The sequence below is a fragment of the Enterococcus infantis genome (genome assembly GCF_049166715.1).
Taxonomy (GTDB): domain Bacteria; phylum Bacillota; class Bacilli; order Lactobacillales; family Enterococcaceae; genus Enterococcus_C; species Enterococcus_C leclercqii.
In genome coordinates, this window is the sequence record NZ_JBMHFB010000001.1 from 231121 (window position 1) to 252490 (window position 21370).

The 21370-nt window shown below is 40.0% G+C and carries 19 protein-coding genes; 2 read left to right on the top strand and 17 right to left on the bottom strand.

Annotated features, from left to right (window positions below; genetic code table 11):
• Positions 1-62: 62 nt before the first annotated feature.
• A complete protein-coding gene (locus ACOMA8_RS01005; protein WP_421367665.1) occupies positions 63-734 on the bottom strand; it encodes an HI_0552 family protein in 672 nt (223 codons plus the stop codon).
• Between the two features lie 249 nt (positions 735-983).
• On the opposite strand from ACOMA8_RS01005, the gene ACOMA8_RS01010 reads away from it, so the two are divergent.
• On the top strand, positions 984-2180 hold the full coding sequence (locus tag ACOMA8_RS01010; RefSeq protein WP_421367668.1) for an iron-containing alcohol dehydrogenase: 1197 nt from the start codon (positions 984-986) through the stop codon (positions 2178-2180).
• 28 nt (positions 2181-2208) lie between these two features.
• Positions 2209-4203, top strand: a complete 1995-nt coding sequence (gene pulA / locus ACOMA8_RS01015; protein ID WP_421367671.1) for a type I pullulanase — start codon at positions 2209-2211, stop codon at positions 4201-4203.
• A gap of 375 nt (positions 4204-4578) precedes the next feature.
• Here the strand turns inward: pulA and truA are convergent, their stop codons facing one another.
• The 16 genes from truA to ACOMA8_RS01095 form a co-directional block, all read right to left on the bottom strand.
• The gene (gene truA / locus ACOMA8_RS01020) at positions 4579-5325 is read right to left on the bottom strand and encodes a tRNA pseudouridine(38-40) synthase TruA (RefSeq protein ID WP_161898114.1); all 747 of its coding nucleotides are present in this window, start codon (positions 5323-5325) and stop codon (positions 4579-4581) included.
• Between the two features lie 338 nt (positions 5326-5663).
• Positions 5664-6653 carry an alcohol dehydrogenase catalytic domain-containing protein gene (locus ACOMA8_RS01025; protein ID WP_421367675.1) on the bottom strand — a complete coding sequence of 330 codons (990 nt, stop codon included), beginning with the start codon at positions 6651-6653 and terminating at the stop codon, positions 5664-5666.
• A 505-nt stretch (positions 6654-7158) separates the two neighbouring features.
• Positions 7159-7665 carry a YehS family protein gene (locus ACOMA8_RS01030; RefSeq protein ID WP_161898112.1) on the bottom strand — a complete coding sequence of 169 codons (507 nt, stop codon included), beginning with the start codon at positions 7663-7665 and terminating at the stop codon, positions 7159-7161.
• Between the two features lie 678 nt (positions 7666-8343).
• Complete coding sequence (locus tag ACOMA8_RS01035) at positions 8344-10593, bottom strand: S8 family peptidase (RefSeq protein WP_421367677.1); 2250 nt, start codon at positions 10591-10593, stop codon at positions 8344-8346.
• Position 10594: 1 nt separating this feature from the next.
• Positions 10595-11695 carry an AAA family ATPase gene (locus ACOMA8_RS01040; RefSeq protein WP_421367679.1) on the bottom strand — a complete coding sequence of 367 codons (1101 nt, stop codon included), beginning with the start codon at positions 11693-11695 and terminating at the stop codon, positions 10595-10597.
• 375 nt (positions 11696-12070) lie between these two features.
• A complete protein-coding gene (locus ACOMA8_RS01045) occupies positions 12071-13756 on the bottom strand; it encodes a recombinase family protein (protein ID WP_421367681.1) in 1686 nt (561 codons plus the stop codon).
• Positions 13753-15132, bottom strand: coding sequence for a recombinase family protein (locus ACOMA8_RS01050; RefSeq protein WP_421367685.1), 1380 nt, complete (start codon positions 15130-15132; stop codon positions 13753-13755). The genes ACOMA8_RS01045 and ACOMA8_RS01050 overlap by 4 nt, the downstream gene beginning before the upstream one ends.
• A 223-nt stretch (positions 15133-15355) precedes the next feature.
• Positions 15356-15484, bottom strand: a complete 129-nt coding sequence (locus ACOMA8_RS01055) for a hypothetical protein (RefSeq protein WP_421367687.1) — start codon at positions 15482-15484, stop codon at positions 15356-15358.
• A gap of 44 nt (positions 15485-15528) precedes the next feature.
• Positions 15529-15807 carry a hypothetical protein gene (locus tag ACOMA8_RS01060; RefSeq protein WP_421367689.1) on the bottom strand — a complete coding sequence of 93 codons (279 nt, stop codon included), beginning with the start codon at positions 15805-15807 and terminating at the stop codon, positions 15529-15531.
• A 68-nt stretch (positions 15808-15875) separates the two neighbouring features.
• The gene (locus tag ACOMA8_RS01065; protein WP_421367691.1) at positions 15876-16511 is read right to left on the bottom strand and encodes a hypothetical protein; all 636 of its coding nucleotides are present in this window, start codon (positions 16509-16511) and stop codon (positions 15876-15878) included.
• Positions 16512-16560: 49 nt separating this feature from the next.
• A complete protein-coding gene (locus ACOMA8_RS01070; protein WP_421367694.1) occupies positions 16561-17475 on the bottom strand; it encodes a replication initiation factor domain-containing protein in 915 nt (304 codons plus the stop codon).
• A 962-nt stretch (positions 17476-18437) separates the two neighbouring features.
• Positions 18438-19388 (bottom strand): hypothetical protein, encoded by a 951-nt coding sequence (locus tag ACOMA8_RS01075; RefSeq protein ID WP_421367696.1) that lies wholly within the window; start codon positions 19386-19388, stop codon positions 18438-18440.
• A gap of 185 nt (positions 19389-19573) precedes the next feature.
• On the bottom strand, positions 19574-19870 hold the full coding sequence (locus ACOMA8_RS01080; protein ID WP_421367698.1) for a hypothetical protein: 297 nt from the start codon (positions 19868-19870) through the stop codon (positions 19574-19576).
• A gap of 27 nt (positions 19871-19897) precedes the next feature.
• Positions 19898-20260: a Mor transcription activator family protein gene (locus ACOMA8_RS01085; RefSeq protein ID WP_421367701.1), complete on the bottom strand. Its 363-nt coding sequence runs from the start codon at positions 20258-20260 to the stop codon at positions 19898-19900.
• A gap of 69 nt (positions 20261-20329) precedes the next feature.
• On the bottom strand, positions 20330-20887 hold the full coding sequence (locus ACOMA8_RS01090) for a DUF1643 domain-containing protein (RefSeq protein WP_421367703.1): 558 nt from the start codon (positions 20885-20887) through the stop codon (positions 20330-20332).
• Between the two features lie 191 nt (positions 20888-21078).
• Positions 21079-21357 (bottom strand): 4'-phosphopantetheinyl transferase, encoded by a 279-nt coding sequence (locus tag ACOMA8_RS01095; RefSeq protein ID WP_421367705.1) that lies wholly within the window; start codon positions 21355-21357, stop codon positions 21079-21081.
• Positions 21358-21370 lie beyond the last annotated feature (13 nt).

The following is a 21370-nucleotide window of genomic DNA, read 5'->3' on the forward strand; positions in this document are numbered from 1 at the left end:
CAGAAAAAGGGAAACATCTGTTCTTTTGGAAATGTTTTCTAACAAAAGTATGGGGAACTCCCTTACTGATCAGATTTCCGCGATTTCATAAGCGCTTGATAAAGAGGTGCCAACTCCTGCAAAGCTGCAGCAGTCACCCCTTCAATATCCGACAAACTTCTCTCAGCAAAAAATAGCTTGCCCACTTGAAAGGTTTTTTTGCCAATTCTTTGCTGTAAGATTCTTCGCTGTTCTTCGTCCTCCAAGTATGTTTTCAGCGGCAAATGATCCGTCAGTTCGTCTTCGGTCTGTGGCCAAATATAGTAATCCGCCAGATCAATTTCCCGGCTCCATTGGGGCAGCAATTCCAATAGGCGATTGTAATCGTCGATGCTGCCGGTGCGCTCTTCACTGCGATAGTGCTGGAACATCAGATAAATCTGATACTGCTTTTTATTCAACAACACTGCCAGACAAGCATTTTCCTGCTGCCGTGAGGAACTGCGATACGCCGCCCAAAAATGGCTACGCAAATTCCAACCATTGGTCCAGCTCTCAATTTTGGGTCGTCCCTGATCCATTTGCGGCGGCAACAGCGCAGCAGTCGCCAGCTGAATGGCTTTCCACTTTTCCCAGTGAGTTTTATAATTGGCTTTTATGTCGTCGATTTCTTCAGTAGTCAAAACTTCTTTCAATCCTTTAAAAGTATAGTTGCTACGCTGAAAAAGCTTAAAATCTGTGGTTGTCAGTTCCATCTCTGCTACTCCTTTTTAAGTTGTCATGTTCACTTTCCGCCAAATTCTTCTAAAATGCAACTATTCCACGCCCTTTCGCAACCATCCCTCCCACGCAAAAGCTGATTTTGCAAATTCAAGGCCGCAACTGATAGCTCAGGTGGCAATCGCTTTCTCCAAAACTGGTATCACGGTATACTGATAGTTGGAGAATCCTTGTGATTCAACCGCTGGTAAAATGGCATAAACTAAGAAAGCGAGTGACAGATAATGGAAAACTTCAGATTTTATGTCCCGACAGATATCCGCTTTGGCACTAATCAATTGGCAGCTTTACCGGAAGCATTGGCTCCCTATGGTAAAAAGGTTTTATTGGCATATGGTGGTGGCTCCATCAAGAAAAACGGCCTCTATGACAAAATTCTTGAGCTTTTGGACCAACATGATTTTCAAATCACAGAGTTGTCCGGAATCGCCCCCAACCCCCGCATCGACAGCGTCCGTGAAGGTATCCAACTGATTCGGGAAAACCAGTTAGACGTGATTTTGGCAGTCGGCGGCGGTTCAGTGATTGATGCAGCCAAAGTCATCGCTGGCGGTGTTTATTACGACGGAGATGCTTGGGATCTAGTAGTAGATAATTCCAAAATGGGACAAGCCGTACCCATCGTTGATATTTTGACACTTGCTGCGACGGGGACTGAAATGAATCGCAACGCAGTTATCTCAAACCCTGATACTAATGAAAAACTTGGAACTAGCGGTTGGGAACTGATTCCGAAAGTTTCGTTCTTGAATCCTGAAAATACATTTACCGTTTCAAAATGGCAAACTGCTGCCGGTTCTGCTGATATTATGAGCCATCTCTTTGAGCAGTACTTCAGTCGAACTGCTGGGACAGACGTTCAAGATGAAATTGCTGAAGGTTTGCTGCGAGTAGTAATCAAAAACGGTCCCATTGCCTTGAAAACACCCGAAAACTATGATGCCCGGGCCAATCTATTGTGGACTTCAACATTGGCTTTAAATGGCTTAGTAAGTAAAGGGCGCTCCGGCGGTTGGACTTGTCACCCCATCGAGCATGAATTGTCCGCTTATTATGACATCACTCATGGAATTGGTTTGGCAATCTTGACTCCCCGCTGGATGAAGTTCTGTCTTGATTTTGACCCTACCAGTCACGAAAAACTTGCGACGTATGCCCGGAATGTCTGGAAAGTCGATCCGCTATTAGACATTGAAACCCAAGCTAGAAAAGGCGTCGAGCTGACCTACAACTTCTTCAAAACACAAATGGAGATTCCTATGACCCTACCGCAAGTCGGTATCAAAACAGATGAGCTGGTGCCTGAAATGAGCCGTCAAGTCTTGGCTCACAATAATATGCAGCAGATCTATGTTCCAATGGACGAAGAGGCTGTGGAACGAGTCATTCGGGCTTGTTTTGAAGAGATGACCAGCTTCTGATGGAACAATCAAAAAAGGAGGGAAACAGATGACTCATTACGCAGTGACCACTTCCAAACACTTGGGGGTGGCCTATACAAAAAAACAATCAGTCTTCAAACTCTGGGCACCTACTGCTGAAAAAGTAGACCTCCGTTTGTACAAAACCGGTGACAAAAATGAAGAGACATTACTGGAAACAATACCCATGCGCCTTGTTGGTAATCTCTGGACTCTCAGCATTAATGAAGATCTCAAAGGTCGCTACTACACTTATGGCATCACTCGTGGGGAAAAACTGGTAGAAACCGTCGATTTATACGCCAAAGCGGTCGGTCTAAACGGTGACCGCGGAGCCATTCTTGATCTAGCTGACACAGATCCGACTGATTGGCAAGCAGATAAACGTCCACCCTTTTCTGGAAGGATTACAGACGCGCTGATTTGGGAAACTCATATCGCTGACTTCAGCAGTCAGCCAGACAGCGGGGTTGTTCCCGAGTATCGCGGCAAATACCTCGCCTTTACCCAGACAAATACTCATCTACCTCAACAGCCGGAGATTGCTACCGGTGTCGCCCATTTGAAAAAAATCGGAATCACCCATGTTCATCTGCTGCCGGCTTTTGATTTTGACAATGACGAGAGCGGCACTGCTTATAATTGGGGCTACGATCCTAAAAACTACAATGTTCCAGAAGGCCGCTATGCCACCAATCCAGCTGATCCCGCCTGCCGTATCAAAGAATTTAAACAGCTGGTGCAGGCACTTCACCAAGCAGGAATTGGCGTGATTTTAGACGTAGTGTATAACCACACCTCGCGCACGGTAGATTCCTGGTTCAACCTCACAGAACCCGATTATTTCTATCGACAAGATGCTGATGGTAATTTTGCAGACGGTTCTGCTTGCGGCAATGAAGTTGCCAGCGAACGTCCAATGGTGCGCAAATATATCCTGGACTCTGTTTTGTATTGGGCGCAAGAATATCACTTAGACGGCTTTCGCTTTGACTTGATGGGCTTGTTAGATAGCAAAACGATGAATTTGATTCGACAAACCCTGGATAAAAACGGTTTAGAAAACGTCCTAATGTACGGTGAGCCTTGGGATGCCGGCAGCAATGAAATCAAGCCCCCAGAGCAGCCTGCCAACAAAATCCATGTTGGTCAACTGGCACCGGGAATCGCCGTTTTTAACGATGATTTTCGTGATAGCATGAAAGGTTTCGTTTTTGAAGAAAAAGATGGCGCTTTTCTGCAAGGGCAAAATGGAAAAAAACAGACAGAGCGCACCTATCACAATCGTGACCTGCAAGCAGCAATCTTGGCCAACTGTGATTTGAAAATCAGCAGCAAAAGCCCACTGCAACCAGTTCCCTGGGCAACGAATCCTTCACAAGTCATCACCTACATTGCTGCACACGACAACCTGACACTTTGGGACAAACTGTGCATCTCCACCAGTAAAAAGAAAAAAACAACCTTTGATCGTAAAGAAAAGTTGGTGCTGATGAATAAAGCTGCAGCTGCCCTTCAATTTACCAGTCTCGGTGGCATGTTCCTGCAAGCTGGAGAAGAATTTGCCCGTACTAAATTCGGAGATGAAAATTCCTTTGTATCGCCACTTGCTATCAACCAGCTGGATTGGACGCGCCTCACAGAGTTCGCTGATCTGGTTGAGTTTTATCAAGGAATGTGGCAGATTCGGCAAAAATTTGCCCCTCTGCGCGCCGCCGATACCACCGCTGCCAGCAGTTATCGCTTTGCCAAAGACAAAACAGAAAACCTGATTGCCTATACGATTTTTAACGAAGCTGCCACAAATGGTGATTGGCAACAACTGGCAGTGATTGTCAACAGAACAAAAGAGCCCCAAAAGGTGAAACTTCGTAGTATCGCTACGCTGCCTGAAACTTGGTCGATAGTCGCTGATAACAAGCAGGCCGGCACAACACCGCTGGGAACACTTGCCGGCAATAAAATTACCATCTCGGGCCGCAGCCTATTGATTTTAGCTGCTGAGACCACTGACGACAACTGATTGTCAGAACTAATTAAGTCATCCCCAGAGCCTGCTTCTCACAATCTAAAAAAAATTTAGAGCTTCGATCCTGTTTCTGTCAGAGTCCTCCGAAACGGCCCCTGGCAACGTGAGTCCACAAAAGCCAAGTTCCTTCCATTAAAAAACAGTGGCAGGAACTTGGCTTTTCATTGTTAAAAACTTCAAACATAGACTTGTCCTGATTTCATCAAGGGAAGTCTGTGTCATTTACCGCTTTTTATACGTATGGTCATGTTCTTTCTACGGATTCTGGCACAATGATTATCCTAACGATTTACTAGCATCACTTTTCTTACTTAGATGAAGCCTTCGCTATTTATCATTTTGAAATGACTGATGTCACAGCCCGTATCTTTATTTATAAAAGACTTTCTCTAAAAATAACCCTTGGGCTGGTGCCGTTTCACCGGCATTCATTCGAACCTTACTGGCAAAGACATCATCAATTGCCGACATTTCCAATCGTCCGGCGCCAATTTCAACCAGCGTACCTGTCAAAATCCGCACCATTTTGTGAAGAAAGCCGTCACCGACAAAAGTGAATACCAGCATTCCCTCTCCCGGCTGTCCTTCAATCGTAATTTCATCAATTCGCCGAACCGTCGATTTTTTGCTTTTTTTCAATGCGGAAAAGCCTAAAAAGTCATGTTCTCCTACCAGCTTTTCACAAGCCGTCTGCATCTTAGCCAGATCCAGCTGCTGAGGAACATGGAAACTGCGATGACGCTCAAACGCAGTCGGAATCGGATTGTTCCAGACTTGGTAGCTGTAACGTTTGGCCACAGCATTGTAGCGCGCGTGAAACCGCTCTGGCATCTCTTCGGCTTGTTTCACTACGATATCACCAGGCAATGCACGATTCAAAAAAGCCACCAAATCGCCCACCGCCATTTGATTTTCCGTTTTAAAATTAGCCACCTGGCCGCGGGCATGCGTCCCTGCATCTGTTCGTCCAGAACCGATGATTTCAATCTCTTCTCCCGTGAGCTGTTTCAACGCAGTCTCAAGCTTGCCTTGAATCGTCTTTTCCGAGTCTCCTAAACGCTGCCATCCCAAGTAACGACGACCGTCATACTCAATCGTCAATTTGATATTTCTCATCATGTGTCGCTCCCTTACCGGCGGACCTGCCGCCTCATTTCCAAATGCTTTCTCCATTATACCTTTGTCAGGGGAAATTGCACCCGAAATCAGACCCACTTCACGAAAAACTCTCCTCCCCACGAAATTGGCAGCAGTTAGCTACACAACCATTGATTGCCATGAAATTTTTTCATCTAAAAAGTCCACCAGGAGAACGTCCCATTATCTCTCAAAGACTTCAGCGAAAAAGGACCTCTTCACCTGAATACAGGGTCAAAAGTCCTCATGTTTATCAATTTTTCCAGTCCAACCTAAAAACTATCCATCTGGGATATACTTCTTATGCTTTGAGGATTTCATTCCTTCACTCCGCCGGAAACAACGGTTTTGCCGATTGCCCCTTTGGCGACTCGTGCAAAGGCTGCTTCTAATGTGTCACAGGAAATTCCGCCAGTAAATTCTTTGGTCAGTGTGGTGTGCAAAATCCCCGCATCCAGCATTTCAGCGATTCTCGTCAATATTGCTCCTTGACTCTCGATTTTCATCTGCTGTTCGGTTTTAGCAAACATATACTCCCAATAGAAATCAACATTGGTATTTTTCAGCAAATTCATTGGCAGGTCTTTTTTCGTTTCCACGATTGTCCCCACCTTGCCAAAAGGCTTGACCACCTTTGCAACAGCCGGAAAATAATCGGAAATATCATGGAAACTGACAACAGCATCAAATTTTCTTGCCCCTGCTTCCACAATCAAATCCTGATGATAATCGACGCATTCTTTGACACCATTTTTCTGCAACCACTCAAAATTTTTAGGACTACTGGTGGCAGTTACCTTAAAGCCTGCCCACTTGGCAATTTGTGAGGCAATCGAGCCCACGCCGCCAGCACCATTAATCATCAATAGCTGGCCTTTATTCACCCCTTCTTTTGGAACAAATCCCATTCGCTCAAAAAGCAGCTCCCATGCTGTCAATGCAGTCAACGGCATCGCTGCAGCCTGCCCATCTGTCAACTTTGTCGGAGCGTGGGCTGTAATGCGGTGATCCACTAACTGCAATTTCTGATGGGCACCTTCTCTCACCGTCGTCCCTGCATAAAAGACCCGGTCTCCTTTTTCAACGCCTCGTACCGAACTGCCCATGTCAACTACTGTCCCCACTGCATCGTAGCCTAAGATACGCTTGCCATTTGCATTTTTAGCCGCCAATTTCAGATCCACCGGATTGACTGAAACCGCTGAAACCTCCACCAATAGGTCATAAGGCCAAAGCTTATGAATTCCTGTATATTGTCGTGTAAATGTACCCTCCCCTGTGGTACTAAAACTGATGTTGTCGATCATGCTGGTCATCTCCGTTTCAATAGTCTATATAAACGCATTCGTAAAACCTCATTTAAGTGTATGCATAAGCTGCCAGTCAGCTGTCTACTTTTAAATAAAGCGTTTTCATTTAAAGCCAAACAAATTGTTCTACCATCAGCTGATTCCAGAGCAAATACGCGTCTTGCTGCCTTTGCAGCTACCTTTACCACTTATTCTATCACTCCTGCCTTCTTTTAAACAACGGTAATTTGAACTTCTGTTACTGAATGTCAGCTGTTTTTTTCTTATCCTATTGATTTACGCAAAAAAGCCCCTCCTGCTGGCGGCTAGCCAGTCAAAAAGCCCTTCGCAAATAGATCCAAAACAAAGAAAAACTGCCGTCAAAAAAACACGGCAGCTGCTAACTCTAAGATTGAAATCATTTTCTGTCTTCACTGATGACCTCTATTTTTTCGTGGCAGGCAAAAGTTATCAGACGGCCTCAGCTACTAGATTCTAACAGCCCCTGTCTATTTAGCGGCCGTCATTTTCGATTATAAATTCCCAACCCTTTAAGAAAATTACGCATATATTTGTCTCCACAAGGCTTAAAATTTCGCTGCCCTTCTTTTCTTAAAAACGCGCCAATCTCCCCTTTCGATGGGTAAATCTCTGCCTCAGCAAAAACATCCAAAATATCATCTGTGGTCATGGACAAAGCAATCTTCAGTTTTTTCAGTAACACATTGTTAATATGCTTAATTTCCTTACTTTTTGGTGGCGTATCGGCTGCTGACGGCTTATCTTTTTGCGGCCCCCGAGCTAAGAGAATCAGACCATTTAGGAAGGCATCAAAAACTTGATTGTTGATAGCTTTTTCGTACACATTATTTTCTGCATTGTCCTCATGCTTGTCTTGAACTTTTGTCAGTACTGCCCGCGCCTCATCTTTAGTCAGCGTGACACCCCCTAGCTCAAAAGCTTTGATCAAATCGTTATCCTTCAAGTCGATTGCATAACGCAACCGCAATAATCTGTCGTTGTTGTTCATTTGTTCCTCCGAACTTTTAGTTGTTATGCTGCTACGATTACAGGTATTTCCGATTGGTAGGAAATATGATATACACTACCTGACCGAAGTGATATAAAAAATCCTATTATAAGCCATTGCTATCACTTATAATAGGATTTTTTTAAACGTATTTCTTTCTTACAAGTCTTTAGCTTTAAACTCAGTATATTCTTTTAGTCTTTTGCTGTTTGTGTAGGTCAACTTAAAAATATCATCATTTATGATACGGTCCTGCGTATCGGAAGTGAATGATATATCATGAATATTTCTGAATATCACCATTTATGATAACTCACCTTGAATCAATTTGAGTTTTTATTTTGCCCATAGTGTTATGAAAAGATAAATTTGCGCAGTTATTCAATCAACATCGTTAGTATAACAGGCGTTCATCTCTGTGAATATAAGTGCTTACCGCTAAGGAATCGCTAATGGTGTTGGTGCTATCCTTAACTTTGATTAGGTTCAATACTCTCGTTGTTTCCAATTAACGTCAGAATTTTACGACAAGAACGGACTTTGGGTGAGCATAGCCTTCGATTCTCTATCTGCATTCCAGTAGTTTTTTGCTTCGAGTACTACATAATCTCCACTGGTGGTTGACATCCAACTAACGAAATAGCCACTCCCATTCATAAAATAGAAGTGGCTGCGTAACTATATTCTTTGTTGACTTTGCTCTCTTATCTGAATTGATTGCAACACTGGATACTCTGACATTATATTATTGTAAATATCTATGTCACCATGAAATTGGACAGTCACAACTAATGCATATTCAATTCGATCTCTATGATCTGATCTTGATAATCCATGAAGTCGAATATACGGAGTTTTCAAACTTTTAACCATCTTATTCACTCTCTGTGTTTTAGAAGTATCCCACTTTAATAATTCTCTTCGACGGTCAGACTCAGACATATACTTCGGTGCTTCCTTAGCTGGATACGAGCTCCGTTTATAGCCATTGTTCAATAAGACCTCTGCTTCTTCAGCACCCTCGATTGTTGAAATATCAATAACTTTCTTTTTTCTTTCCATGCTAAAGTTAAATTTCTCTGAATTTGGGAAAAAATCATCCTCAATACCATATTCGGTATATCTGTCCGTATTATCTGGATTTACTTTTGTCTTTGTCACAATTGTCCAAGTAATTGTAGCTCTTTTTGATATTGTTTTTTGGGGTATTGGGATAGGTAGAAGTACGTAACCCTTTGCAGAAATAGTTCCCGAATACAAAATTCTTACTTCATCCTCGTTTGAAGTTAACAGTTGAATATCCCCGTTATCAAGCTCTCCTTTTCCATCATACTTTACTTCTCTGGATTCAGAAATTCTTAATGTCATAGAATGTTCTAAAAGTGCGCGTGCTTCCCATACATTTAACGTTGGGTATTGACTTAAAATCATTCCCATCTTTCTTGTAATATGTGGAGCCGCAAATGAAGTTCCGTGAACTTTATTAAGTAAGTATTCATATGTCGATACTGTATAAACTGGATCGATTGGCAATAAACCACCGTGATCTACTATATCTGGCTTTAGTTTACCTCCCTCTCTTCCTGGCCCAATCGAGCTATAGGAGCTTGTTGATTTTATACCTTTATTCATAAAATAAGATGAAACTGTTAAGTTATTAACTGAATCACCAGGTATTTGTATTCTGCGTGAAAAACCTGATTCATTCCCTGTATTCCCCGCTGCAATAACGAACATAATATCATTTTCATATGACACTTTATCTAAAATTCTAGTAAGAGATGAAACAACTTCATCAAGAATTGGCCCTTGTGGTCCTATAGATAAGTTCCACACCTTAATATTTCTATAAAGTGGGATAACCTCTTCTATCAATTGATCAACGGTTAATAAATTAAATTCAATATCTTTATCTGATGGCAGTGCGCGAATACTTTGTATCCTAAAACTCGGACCTATCTCTTTATCCTCTTCCTTACTTAAGTCGCCATATAATATTACACTAGCTACCGATGTCCCATGTTCTTTATACTCTCCACTTGATTTAAATCTGCTTTCATGGATTTGCTCTACTGTTTTAAAAAATGGATTATTAAGAGAAACACCGCCATCGATTAATCCTACCCATGGAAGTTGATTAATTTCATCTTCTTGCATATTTTTCAAATTATAACTATTCACCACAGGTTCATTTGCAAAAGATGCTGATGTAAAATCTCGATTGTTTACAGGGTAGCCTGATCGGAGAGGATTAAACTTCGCAACTTTCTCTCTGTTTTCTTTTGATAGTTTAGCGGTAATAAAAACAATTCCATTTTCAGCTTCTAACAATGAATACTCATCCGGACCCAGATTTGTTAATTCTTCAAATTTAGTTTTAAATTCTTCCAAATCCTCAATTGCATGAAAAACCATTTCATATATGTCTAAATGATCTTGAGCCATCTCACTATTATCGATGAGGAAGAGTGGTTCAAGTAATGAAATTTCTTCCATGCGTCGAATCTCTTTTTGTTGAATCTTTATATCAGTATTCTCAATTAATTTTCGAAAACTATCAATTTCTTCCTGTGTTCCAGAAAGAAAATCTGATCTCCCCTCGTCTTCATTATCATCTAACCATGTAGAAGAACCGACTAGAGATAAACCAGCTTCATTATATATTGAACGAACCTGATAAGATTTTGCTAAAAATTCCTTTGGATAGTTAATTTTAAAATAGAGATTATTTAATCGATATTTAGAAGGAACTTCATTTATTCTATCAACCATTCGCTTAAGTTGCGATGTCATATGTTTCCTAGCCTCGCCAAGGCTCCTTCTGAATTTACGTTCTTCTAAACTACTATCTCCACCGCTTGCGGGCTTATGACCAATTTTTGCCAAAGATTTCCCATTAATTATCAAGGAATTTTTATTTTCTTGCATACTATTTCATCTCCTTAACGTATCTCTGAACAGAACTTTTTGAAATTTTAGTAATTTCACCAATTTCTCTTGTAGATAAATCTGGGTAGCGAGTTTTCAAATATTGAACAACATCGGTCTTTAACTTCGTACTAGATATAGTTATTGATAGTTGATCCAAAATTGTAAGAAATGGATTTTTATCTTTAATTACTTTAATTCGAAGGCCTTGCTGAGAATATATCTCAATTTCAGCTGGAGAAAAGCCCTCACTTAACTCACTTAGAATTCGTAGTTCTTCTCTATTCAATAAAGAATTAGTATATTTATCCCACAACCTAACTCTATTCTCCTTTTCAGGTAAATCAATATCTACTCTTTCATCAAACCTACGCCAAACAGCACTATCTAAATTATCTTTATCATTGGTGGTTGCCACAATCATTCCTTCCCCAGCCCAATTATCTAAACTAGTTAATACGGAATTAACTATACGTCGCATTTCACCAACTTCATTTAATGATGACCTGCTTATCGCTATGCTATCAAATTCATCAAAAACTATAACCGCATTTCGATTACTTAGTGCTGAAAAAAGGTTGGATATCGTCTTACCCGAATCACCTAAATAACTAGAAAATAACGTTGGAATATTCACTAAGAGAAACTCTAAGCCTAATTCATAAGCTAATGCTTCTCCTATTGAAGATTTACCTGTGCCAGGTACCCCATTTAAAATGATCTTTTGATTTAATTTTATTCCAAGTTCTTTTAACTTATCTTTATTTCTATATGTGATAATAATGTCATCGATTTTATTTAAAGTGCTTTTGTTCAAAATCAGATCAGATAACGATTTCTGTGGTTTTTTCCTATAAACATATGAATCGAATTCTTCATATTCTTTATTCTCTTGATAAAATCTAGTAACCTTTTGATCAGGATAAAGTCCCGCCTGATGCTTAGATAATATCGTTGATAACTTTTCTGCAATTTTCCTTGTATCCTCTTCTTTAGCTAACATTCTAATCATAGAAACTACTACAGCTTCAAGCGAATTATTATCATTGCTAAAGCTTGCTTCCACCAAATCAGGAAGATAATTTAGTACATTTTTTCTCATATAAGTCCCTCCAAAATAACGACCCAAGTTAATAAAAAAATTAACCAATGGGACAATTCTACTCGAAAAAACCTATAGTAAGGAGTTTTCTATATAAATAATCCTGTCCCAAATATTATACGATATATAATAAATTATTGAAAGAACCACATCCAATATCTAGTCAAATTGAAAAATTTAAAGAATACTCTATCCATGTTCCCTTTGAAATACAATAGCTTTTGGTCTAAACAAATGCGTTTCTCAACCTGTTCCTTTGAACAATATCTAGCCTTTATTATCTTCACAGCCGTTACGCACCTCCGTAACGACTGCCCCAGCTATTTGAAATAGCCGGGGTTTCGTTATGGCTCAGACTCAATCTATTGCGATTCCTTAGACAATCAACGTAAATGGTCGCTTCAACACAAAAAAGGCTGCATCCGTTTCACCGGATACAGCCTCTTGATAGATTTGATTGAGTTGATGAATAATCGCTTCATCAAACTTCATGGTGATTCTAATATGCTCTTTGTTTAACGGGTCGAACTCGATTTTTTCTATGAATGAACGATAAATTTGCTTAATGACTGGCTTTGAAGCCTTCTGCAACATCCTATCAAGCGCCTGTAAGATTTGCTGAACATCTGCTACTTCTACTTTTTGTTCTTGGTGTTCAAGCACAGAAAGAATTTCACGTTCTCTCTGTTTAGCAAAAATTATCTGTTCCCTTAGTTGATCTTTACGTAAAGTAACATCTTCATTTAAATCTTTTTCGATTAATTCAAATTGCTCCCAAGCTATTAGCTTCTCATCAATTTCTTGCATGGTTAATTGTAGTGTGGCTAGTTCTTGTTCCAGTGGGCTAATTTCGTCCAATATTTTTTGATTGATTTCTTTCACTAACACTGCCAAAAATTCTGGGAAACTCACAAGTTCACGGAGTCGATCAGAAACAAACTTCTCTGCAAAGTCAGCTCTAATAGAGTTGGCACTACACACCGTGGCCCCCTTATTTCGAAAATTAGCACATGAGTAGTAACGAATTCGCTTTTTTGTCCCATCCTTTAATGTATTAGTCACATTAGATGCTGCCATTGGACCATGACATACCGGACACTTCAAGATACCAGTAAGAACGTTTTCCCCTCGTTGAGTCCAACTTGGTTGGGTTTTCTCAAGTTCAAGTCGTTCTCTAACTTTTTGATACAATCCTTCTTCAATAATTGGTTCATGAATTGCCTTTTGGATAATGGGATTTGGATTAGCACCACGCCTTCTCTTCTTGGCCCATTGATGATATCGTCCGTACTCGATGATCCCTCCATACTTCTGATTAGACAAAATTGTCTTAATACCACCCGAATTAAAACTTTTTCCTGTAACGGTCTTAAATCCGTGTCTATTCAGATAATTTGCAATAGCCCGATACCCTTCACCAGCCGCGTACTTTGTAAAAATTGTTCGTACGATTTTCGCTTCGTCTGGCTCAATAATCAGTATCTTTCGTCCCTCATCATCCGTTCCACTACGGTAGCCTAACATGCGCCCCCCTGTAAAACGACCTTCGCTTGCTAAAGTTTTCATTCCTTCGCTTACTAATTCACTAGTTCTTTCTCGTTCGAACTGGGCTACTATCGCTAATAGGTTCCTTGACATGGTCCCTGCTGGATTGCTCGTATCAATGACTTCGGAAATACTGATGAGCTCAATATCATAGCTTTCAAGCGTACTCACTATTAATAAGAAGTCTTCTAGATCCCGACTAGCACGAGAGATAGAATAAATAATCACCGCATCAAATATCCCTTGTTTTGCATCCTCAAGCAATTGAATCATTCCTGACCGGTGCTCAATATCACTGCCCGAAATTCCACCATCGACATAAGTCATCCTATAAAAAAGATCTAATTCTTTTGCTTTTTTCTTGATCTCGTTCTCCTGCGTTGCGAGACTTAGGCCTTCCTCTAGCTGATTTTGAGTAGATACCCTAGAATACCCAACTGCTATTTTTCTTCCTAATTGTCGACGTTGTTTTCGGTTTAGGTTAAGAATGTCAAATGCGTCCGTTATTTCGTTCATTTCCTCACCACTTCCATTAAGTTGTTATCAATCATGTTCTTTAAATAAATCCCAACAATTTCATTTTCTCGCGAAAGAGTGACCTCCTTAATCAGTTGAAAAAAGAAAGCATCCGGCATCGTTTTTTCGGTAATTAAAATCGATTGGACTGTTTCAGCCCTTACAGTTACTTTAGGTAATGGAGTATGTTCAAGTTTCTTTAATTGTTTGAGCTGATTGGAAAATTCCACAGCATCCATGCTCCTTTTCTCATACCTATCAAAAAGCTGTGCCCGCTTTACTCGCAGTTCCTCTTGGCTTTTCAGTTCAATCTGTTGCTCTTCAGCTTGCTTCTGCTTGATCTGATCCACAATTTGATTGATTAATGATTGATTTGACAAGAAGCTCTTGACCACTGACAACGCTTTTCTTTCCACCTCGTCAGCAAGTAGCTGCGCTGGATACCCACCTTTACGATGGATTGGATTCGAACATTCATAATAGCGCACGATTTCCCCACTTTTTTGTTTTTTGGTATGGCAACTGACATGCCACCCACAAGGGCAACAAATTTTTTTCCTTAACGGATACTCTACAACGTGAACCTTCTGTTGATGCTTTGTTCGACGCAACTGTTGCACTCGTTCGAATTTTTGAAGAGAAATAATGGCTTGATGGGCGCCTTCATAGGTATTATCTCCCTTTCCAAGTATCCCTGCATAAGTTTGATTGCCCAAAATTCGGTACAAATCTGTTTCAAGAAAGTCCCTCCCATAAATTTTTACTCCGTGCTCTGTAAAATACTGACAAATTCTCTTGTAGCCTAACCCCGATAAATACAAGTCGAATATCTTGTGTACAACCTTACTTTCGTCTGGGACAAGTTCTAAGCATCCATGGGACATCACATATCCATATGGAGCAGTTCCCAGCGGCTTCCCCTCTTTACGCCTGTTTTCTGCGGCGAGCAGTGCATGTTGGCGGCACGTCTCCAAATAGGCTTGCGCAATCGCTCCCAGTGAATGAATGTAGAAGACCCGTACTGAAGGTGACATATTAGGTGGAATCTTTTCTTTAGCAGAATACACATTGATCGTATGCTCATCGAACAGGTTCATCAACTTCTTTAGGTCTGCCAAATCCCTTGTTAAACGGTCGTAGCTAGAAATGAAAAGGCTACCATTGCCTAACTGGCCCGTCTCAATCCAATCTATTAGTACACTCATTTTTGGGCGATTCAAATCACGACCTGATTTACCATACTCGAGCAAAATTCGGTCCTCTGCAATATACTGACCACGTTTTGCCGCTTCTCTTTGGCAGATTTTTTTCTGTGACTGTAAGGCTACTTTACCGGGTTGCCATCCTGAACTACGGCAATAAGCTACGTTTTTCATCTTTTTCCCTCCAAATAAAATAGAAGAAGAGCGATTAAGCTCTCCTTCACTGGAAAACCTCAGTACAAGAACCGAAGTATCTCCTTTGCTATTTCTTTTGCAAGTGGTTCAAACTGCTGATTCATCTCAGTACCGCTTGCCAAGTGAAAATCTTTGGCTTTGTCCATCACTTAAACTCCTTCTGTAAACATTTTTCTATTTTGGTGTATAAGGCGCCTAAAACTTAATCACCAACCGAGTTTTTTACTTCCTCGTGGTGAACGAAGGGGACCAGAAAGCCCACCATGTGGCGGGGAAAATCCGTTTCTTCTTGACTGACCCTTTCCACCACTGCATTCTTGTGAGTCATCATTATCTCACCGCCTCTCAAATAAGCCATTCACTTCATACAACGTACTAATTATTGGATTGTTGCATCAAATGTTCAGCTTCTTCTAACCCTTTGCTAGTAAGCCGCCATTGCTTCTGTATGCGCCCATTGGAAGTAAAAGCACCTCGCGTTTTTTCCAAGTAGCCTTCCTTTCCAAGAAAGCTAATAGCAGCTCCCATACTGGTTTCACTTAGACCGAAGAACCTATACATTTTAATTAGTTCATCCGTTTTAAACCATTGGGTACCGTAATATCGATAGATTGCTAGCAGAAGTTTTGCCCGTCCACAATTTAATTTAATCATTATTTTTTTCCTTCCTTTGAATATCCATTTTTTCGAGTTCCTTCACTAACGATTGAAAGTCTAGGTCCTCATTCGTCAGTGCTGCTTGTGCTTGCTTCATCAGTTTCACCTTCTTTAATATCAGACACACTACTAACAGAGTCTTGACTAACGGTGGCTTCGTTAGCATCATCTTTTTCAATTTGTTCTCTTATAAGCCTCATTCGTTCTCTAAAGGCATCAGTCACTCGCCAAGCCTTCATATTCCCTGGAGAGATACCCGCTTCATCAAAAACTGCTAGCTCTTCATCATTCAATTCTCGATTTTCAACAAAACCTTGGTTCAACTTTGCATAAAGATGCCCAGAAATTTGAGAATTCTTAAGTCCATGTTTAGTTCGTAGTTCACGATTTGTTTCAAGCATAAGAAACCACTCAACACCCAAACTAGCCTTCTCTAGTGCTAAATCGATTAGAAAAGAAGTAGTATCCGTCCGATATTTTGATGATCGGACATTCCTGGCTTTCCTCTCTTGTTCGTAATAACCTGACAAATTGACTTTTTCTAGTTTTTCTTTGAGAGAAGCACTATCGGTAACATGGCTATCGCTTGCAGTTGGTAAGTTATTTTCATTAATTGTTTCATTGTCCGACATAACGGAACTCCCAGAGGATGAAACAATTCGCTTTCGCTTAATTGGTTTTCCTTTAAAGTTTTCTATCATGTTTCTCTCCTTTTCATTTGTTTTCAGTAAATCATATCCCAGATTACCATCAGGACCGATTCAACTTATAAAGGCTCTGATTCTCGATGTAAACAAGATACTTAGAGTACCAAGCTGCCAAAGGTTGCCTTCTCAGCTCTGATCTCTTGTGGACCGAGGATCGAAATTGAACATTGGCCCCAAGGGTGTCGGCTATGAACTTTGAGAAACTGACACTGGTATCCACTAACGTCGATATCGCTTTCATTCCCCATAAATTTCTGAATCGCAGCTCAGTCCGATACCACACAGTACCAACCCCGGACTCTAACTGCTTGTCATAGATGAGAATTGACAAATCACTGGACCGTTTGCCCAGATAGAAGCTATCTCCAGACAACTCCTTGCTTTTGATGCGATATTCGTGGATCGTCCGACTGGTTTGAAACCTTGATGTGACCAGGTTTTTCTTCAAGTAGCTTAAAGCACGCGCCGGAGTCAACGTGTCACTAGTATGGCTATCGATTGCTACATCGATTCTTTTGACTGCATACCTCTCCAACAGAACATGGTTGGGTGCTTCTACTATTCTCTGAAAAAACTCTAGCCACGAATGGTCTGGCTGTTGCTCAAGATATCGGCAACCACGTCCGCGAATTTCCAATACAACGACGGATTTGGAACCCTTGTTGTCGTAATGTAAAAACAATGAACCATTGGTCAAAACGCGACTAAATCCACGCATACTACTATCCATATTGTCGAAATCTTCAAACAAAAAGTCGAATAAGTAATCACAAATTTCTTCCGCATTTGCCTCTATGAAGCTAATCATGATGTAGTCTAGTGACAGAGCATTTCCCCCCAGCTCTCTAGTATTACTAGTAGGTCTCGGGGAAGTCATTCCTACTCCGCTATCCGTTGATGCCAACCGATTTGGCAGCATATTTCCGGCTTCATCTGCGGAGATAGCTTGTGAATCCATCAGTGGTCCCTCCGCGTGCATAGCTGTGTATCCGTACAAAAATTCGTTGAGTACGGGAATCACAACCTTGTTCATGCATCAGTCTCTCAGCATTAAGTACCACAAATATGGTACAAAAGTTCATACCAATTACAGTCGCTGCCCTTAAAAGTCGAGCCCTTTCATCTTTGCAATAACCCTTGACATTTAATCTACTAACTAAATACAAAATATTCGTTAGCAAATTTGGCCGTAGTATTTTCATCATTTTCCATCCTTTCAAATGTTTTTTTGGAACAAATTCATAATAGTATGGATTTAGGGGATGGACTTTCTCCGGAAAATACCGAAAACAGCTAAATTTATTTCTAAACCTGACCAACATATATCAAATTTCAAAAAACAAACCATAAAATTATCTCTTTTAGAAAATTTATTGTTTAAATTTCAGATATTACGGCACTTGAGTCACGCGAGCAAAAAAAGACACAATATTCTGATTTTTTTACAGCATTTTTTTTGATTTTTTTAATTATAAATAGCAAACTACAAAGCGAATTTTACAATGCAAGATAAAAGTATTATCCGGATACCTTTATTGGTCTTGTAAAACGTTAGAATCGCTTTTCTTATGAGAGCCTTCCTATCCACAAGTTCTTTGAACCATTAACCGTTACGTAGTCTAAAGAAAGAGTGAATCAATAAGAGCAAGAAATCGTTAGGTGAATTAATTGAAAAACGGTCTGATGTGGTGGATAGTCGAGAAAAGCCTGGTCATTAGAAATTGATACAGCGGTTGGTCTATGGACAGGAAAAAAACTACGCCTTCTTGACTTTAACGGAACAAAAACTCGCTACGAGATGATTATAAAATGGGTCTACAGCTTTTGCTTTTGCTTTAATTTTAATAAAAAAGAACGTTTAAGTTCATGCACCCACAGCATAAACCTAAGCGTTCTTTTCTATTGTTAATGAAAAATTTATTAGTTAATTACTGAATTAAGCCAATCTGGGTCTCTAATTTTTTTGGCGAATTCCGATTTCAACTTGTCTAAATCATTTTGCATCTGATTAATGATGTCATATTGCTGTTTGACATAGTAAAGCTCTATAACACCAGATGAATTAGTTAATACAGTGTCATAGAAACTATCTCTAGTGTGTTCTATAATATTCGTAGCCTCGATTATCGCAAGGTTTCTGTCGTAATCTATTCTTTCCCTAATTCGACTTAGATTATTGAGATTCTCGTGTACTAACTGTCTCACATACTCCATATTCGCGTGAGGAGTTGTGATAGCACTTAAAACCCTTCGAAATATCACTTCGATATTGTTAACTGCCAGAATATCTACGTTATTACCAGTCTCGTTGAAATTCCTCTGCACGATTCTTCTAATTTGGTTATAGAAAAATCCATCAACATTCGCAGTCTCTCCAATGTAACCGTTTTTAATCAGACCATCAAAATCATATTCCCTAGCTTCAATATTGAATCTTCTAATAGACGCTTCTAGAAACAAGTCCAAAGTTGCATTGTCTAAAATATTATTCATAAACCAATAAAAATTTTCTTGTATTTCAGCCCCCCATTGGCGTTGCTCATCGGTTGTATAAATAATTGCTTCCTTTCCATTAACACGTGGGCTGTTACTACTTCCTTGATTGTCACTTCCTATAAATTCAAGTGGATCAGAAATTTGAAGCTTTTTCTTAATAAATAGAAAGAATAACAATACACACGTTTCATCATCTGTGGGTTCGCTAAAAACCCTTTCAACTTCATTTATATTGTTTTCGACATAAATCAAATACGTATCCTCAAAAAACTTAATTGTTTTAGCAAAAACTGATGTTCCTTTGAACTTCTTCATTTTATTGTGACTATTTATTGTAAATGCTCTTTTTCGAATATCATCGATTTTAAACGTCATGTGTTTCCTCCTTTGCTAACAAAAATTCATTCACTTAACTAACCCATATTTTTTTCCTTTCCTACATCATTATTTACAGTGTAGCACTTCACTTTTTTGGATCCAAATGATTTTATCGAAGTTCAATAATTTACGATTGACAAAAGAAAAAACTGCATGCAAAAAGCACACAGATCTTTTGGTTACTACGATTTCATCCAGCGATGCTGTCCGCCACCGGAACAAGGATCCTTTTCACTAACAGCCGGGTTGAAAATTGTACGAATTGTTCGCCCACATTTTTTACAAGTATATTGTGTGCTGTTCGCTTTCCAACTTTTTTCTTGACTGATATTGCCAAGCTTCATTAAGCCAAGCAACACTACTCCAATTCCAATGATAATTCCTTTAGGTGAGACATTGATATCCGTATTTTCCTTCAAATACTTATACAGCTTATAGCCTCCAAAACATATCGCAACAATCGCAATAAAACCCAACATAACCAACACACTCCTTATTGTTTTTCTTTAGTCGTTTTTTCCATTCTCTAAGTCTGAATCCCTAAGCTTCTTTTTAATCTCTTGAATATAGGGCAAAGATTGCTCTTTTACTTGATCACCACCTAAATCAATTTCTTTAGTCTCATCCTTTAGTAATCTTCGGAGGTGCCGTTCACTATATCCATAAAACATAGCCAGCTCTTTTAAGTTCGTGCCATCGTATTCATTAAGGACAACCTGCTTGATATGGTCACTTGAAACAAGGCGCATAGGGAAATTAATCTGCGTTCCATGGTAGTTTTCAAAAATTTCCAGCGTTGATTCCACTCCAATAAGTTTTGCGAATTCTCGGTAAATGGCGTTCCAACTGTAAATATCAACGGGTTCCACCTTTAAGACACCTCCAAACTTCTCATAACATTTTAATTGTAACTCTCTTCACATGGCATACCTAAGGTCCTATTCCTTGACATTATCACTCTCGATGTCCAAGTTTAACTCCTTACTTAATACCCATTCACTCCGAACACTAGGAAACAATGGATGTGCCGGTTTTCCTTCATCAGTAACCAAATACTTGACCAGCTTTCTCTTTGCTTGGGGAATTTTTCCAAAGACTTCATGAAATGCTTTAACAGCTAACTGATTATTTGCGACAATACTACCCATGCCAAATATGATGGATTTAACAGCTTTATCGCCAAAGACCGATTCTAATACTTCAAAAGAATGAACATCCAAGCCTTGTTTTAAAGCACGTTTATTCTTGGAAGTAACATTAATGGCACTAAAAAGATTCACAAGAAAGACCCCATCATGGCCTAACTCATGAACCTTTGTTTGAATCAACATTGTCGTTAAATCCGTAATAATCGGATCTGCGGTACCCGGATGTACAGTGACCACGATCGCGATATTCTTGCCTTCTCCCCAAACTCGCTTTTGTAGATAGCGGTGTTGGTTATTGTCACTAAGCCAATTCTCAATGGTGATTGTTGCTCCTTTTTTGACGATCATTTTATTTTCCCCTAGATTTTGTATTTGTTTTTGATAATTTCCACGATGACCAACGTCACAACTTGAATTGCCAATTTGATTTCAAAGCGCATGTTAAATTCACTCCCTTAGTGTTTCCTTTATTGCTTCAATGACTTTTTCCATAGACTCAACCAGCAGCCTAAACAACTCTTCTTCTCTTTGCTCTTTCTTCATACTGCTGACCATACTAGCTTTCCATCAACCAAGAGCCCCTTGGCAATGCTCTGGTGGGTAAATGAATCCTCCAGAAAATACACCACAAATTCTTGTTGGTTCTCCCTATAGAGATACATAGTGGCCAAAACAAATGATGGTAACTCGATGCCAACTGGGATAGTATCTGGGTCTACTTCCTCGTTACCAAGCGTGACACTTTCTTCTCCCCAGTCTTCTGCCTTAGTGATAATTCCAGTTTGTTGCTTCAATAGTTCAATGACCTCTTCAACCATACGATTTCCTCCT

Excerpts from the sequence above, each read along its gene's own strand:
- ACOMA8_RS01005 (WP_421367665.1), bottom strand. The coding sequence starts at position 734 with ATGGAACTGACAACCACAGATTTTAAGCTTTTTCAGCGTAGCAACTAT.
- ACOMA8_RS01010 (WP_421367668.1), top strand. The coding sequence starts at position 984 with ATGGAAAACTTCAGATTTTATGTCCCGACAGATATCCGCTTTGGCACT.
- pulA (WP_421367671.1), top strand. The coding sequence starts at position 2,209 with ATGACTCATTACGCAGTGACCACTTCCAAACACTTGGGGGTGGCCTAT.
- truA (WP_161898114.1), bottom strand. The coding sequence starts at position 5,325 with ATGAGAAATATCAAATTGACGATTGAGTATGACGGTCGTCGTTACTTG.
- ACOMA8_RS01025 (WP_421367675.1), bottom strand. The coding sequence starts at position 6,653 with ATGATCGACAACATCAGTTTTAGTACCACAGGGGAGGGTACATTTACA.
- ACOMA8_RS01030 (WP_161898112.1), bottom strand. The coding sequence starts at position 7,665 with ATGAACAACAACGACAGATTATTGCGGTTGCGTTATGCAATCGACTTG.
- ACOMA8_RS01035 (WP_421367677.1), bottom strand. The coding sequence starts at position 10,593 with ATGCAAGAAAATAAAAATTCCTTGATAATTAATGGGAAATCTTTGGCA.
- ACOMA8_RS01040 (WP_421367679.1), bottom strand. The coding sequence starts at position 11,695 with ATGAGAAAAAATGTACTAAATTATCTTCCTGATTTGGTGGAAGCAAGC.
- ACOMA8_RS01045 (WP_421367681.1), bottom strand. The coding sequence starts at position 13,756 with ATGAACGAAATAACGGACGCATTTGACATTCTTAACCTAAACCGAAAA.
- ACOMA8_RS01050 (WP_421367685.1), bottom strand. The coding sequence starts at position 15,132 with ATGAAAAACGTAGCTTATTGCCGTAGTTCAGGATGGCAACCCGGTAAA.
- ACOMA8_RS01055 (WP_421367687.1), bottom strand. The coding sequence starts at position 15,484 with ATGATGACTCACAAGAATGCAGTGGTGGAAAGGGTCAGTCAAGAAGAA.
- ACOMA8_RS01060 (WP_421367689.1), bottom strand. The coding sequence starts at position 15,807 with ATGATTAAATTAAATTGTGGACGGGCAAAACTTCTGCTAGCAATCTAT.
- ACOMA8_RS01065 (WP_421367691.1), bottom strand. The coding sequence starts at position 16,511 with ATGATAGAAAACTTTAAAGGAAAACCAATTAAGCGAAAGCGAATTGTT.
- ACOMA8_RS01070 (WP_421367694.1), bottom strand. The coding sequence starts at position 17,475 with ATGGATTCACAAGCTATCTCCGCAGATGAAGCCGGAAATATGCTGCCA.
- ACOMA8_RS01075 (WP_421367696.1), bottom strand. The coding sequence starts at position 19,388 with ATGACGTTTAAAATCGATGATATTCGAAAAAGAGCATTTACAATAAAT.
- ACOMA8_RS01080 (WP_421367698.1), bottom strand. The coding sequence starts at position 19,870 with ATGTTGGGTTTTATTGCGATTGTTGCGATATGTTTTGGAGGCTATAAG.
- ACOMA8_RS01090 (WP_421367703.1), bottom strand. The coding sequence starts at position 20,887 with ATGATCGTCAAAAAAGGAGCAACAATCACCATTGAGAATTGGCTTAGT.
- ACOMA8_RS01095 (WP_421367705.1), bottom strand. The coding sequence starts at position 21,357 with ATGGTTGAAGAGGTCATTGAACTATTGAAGCAACAAACTGGAATTATC.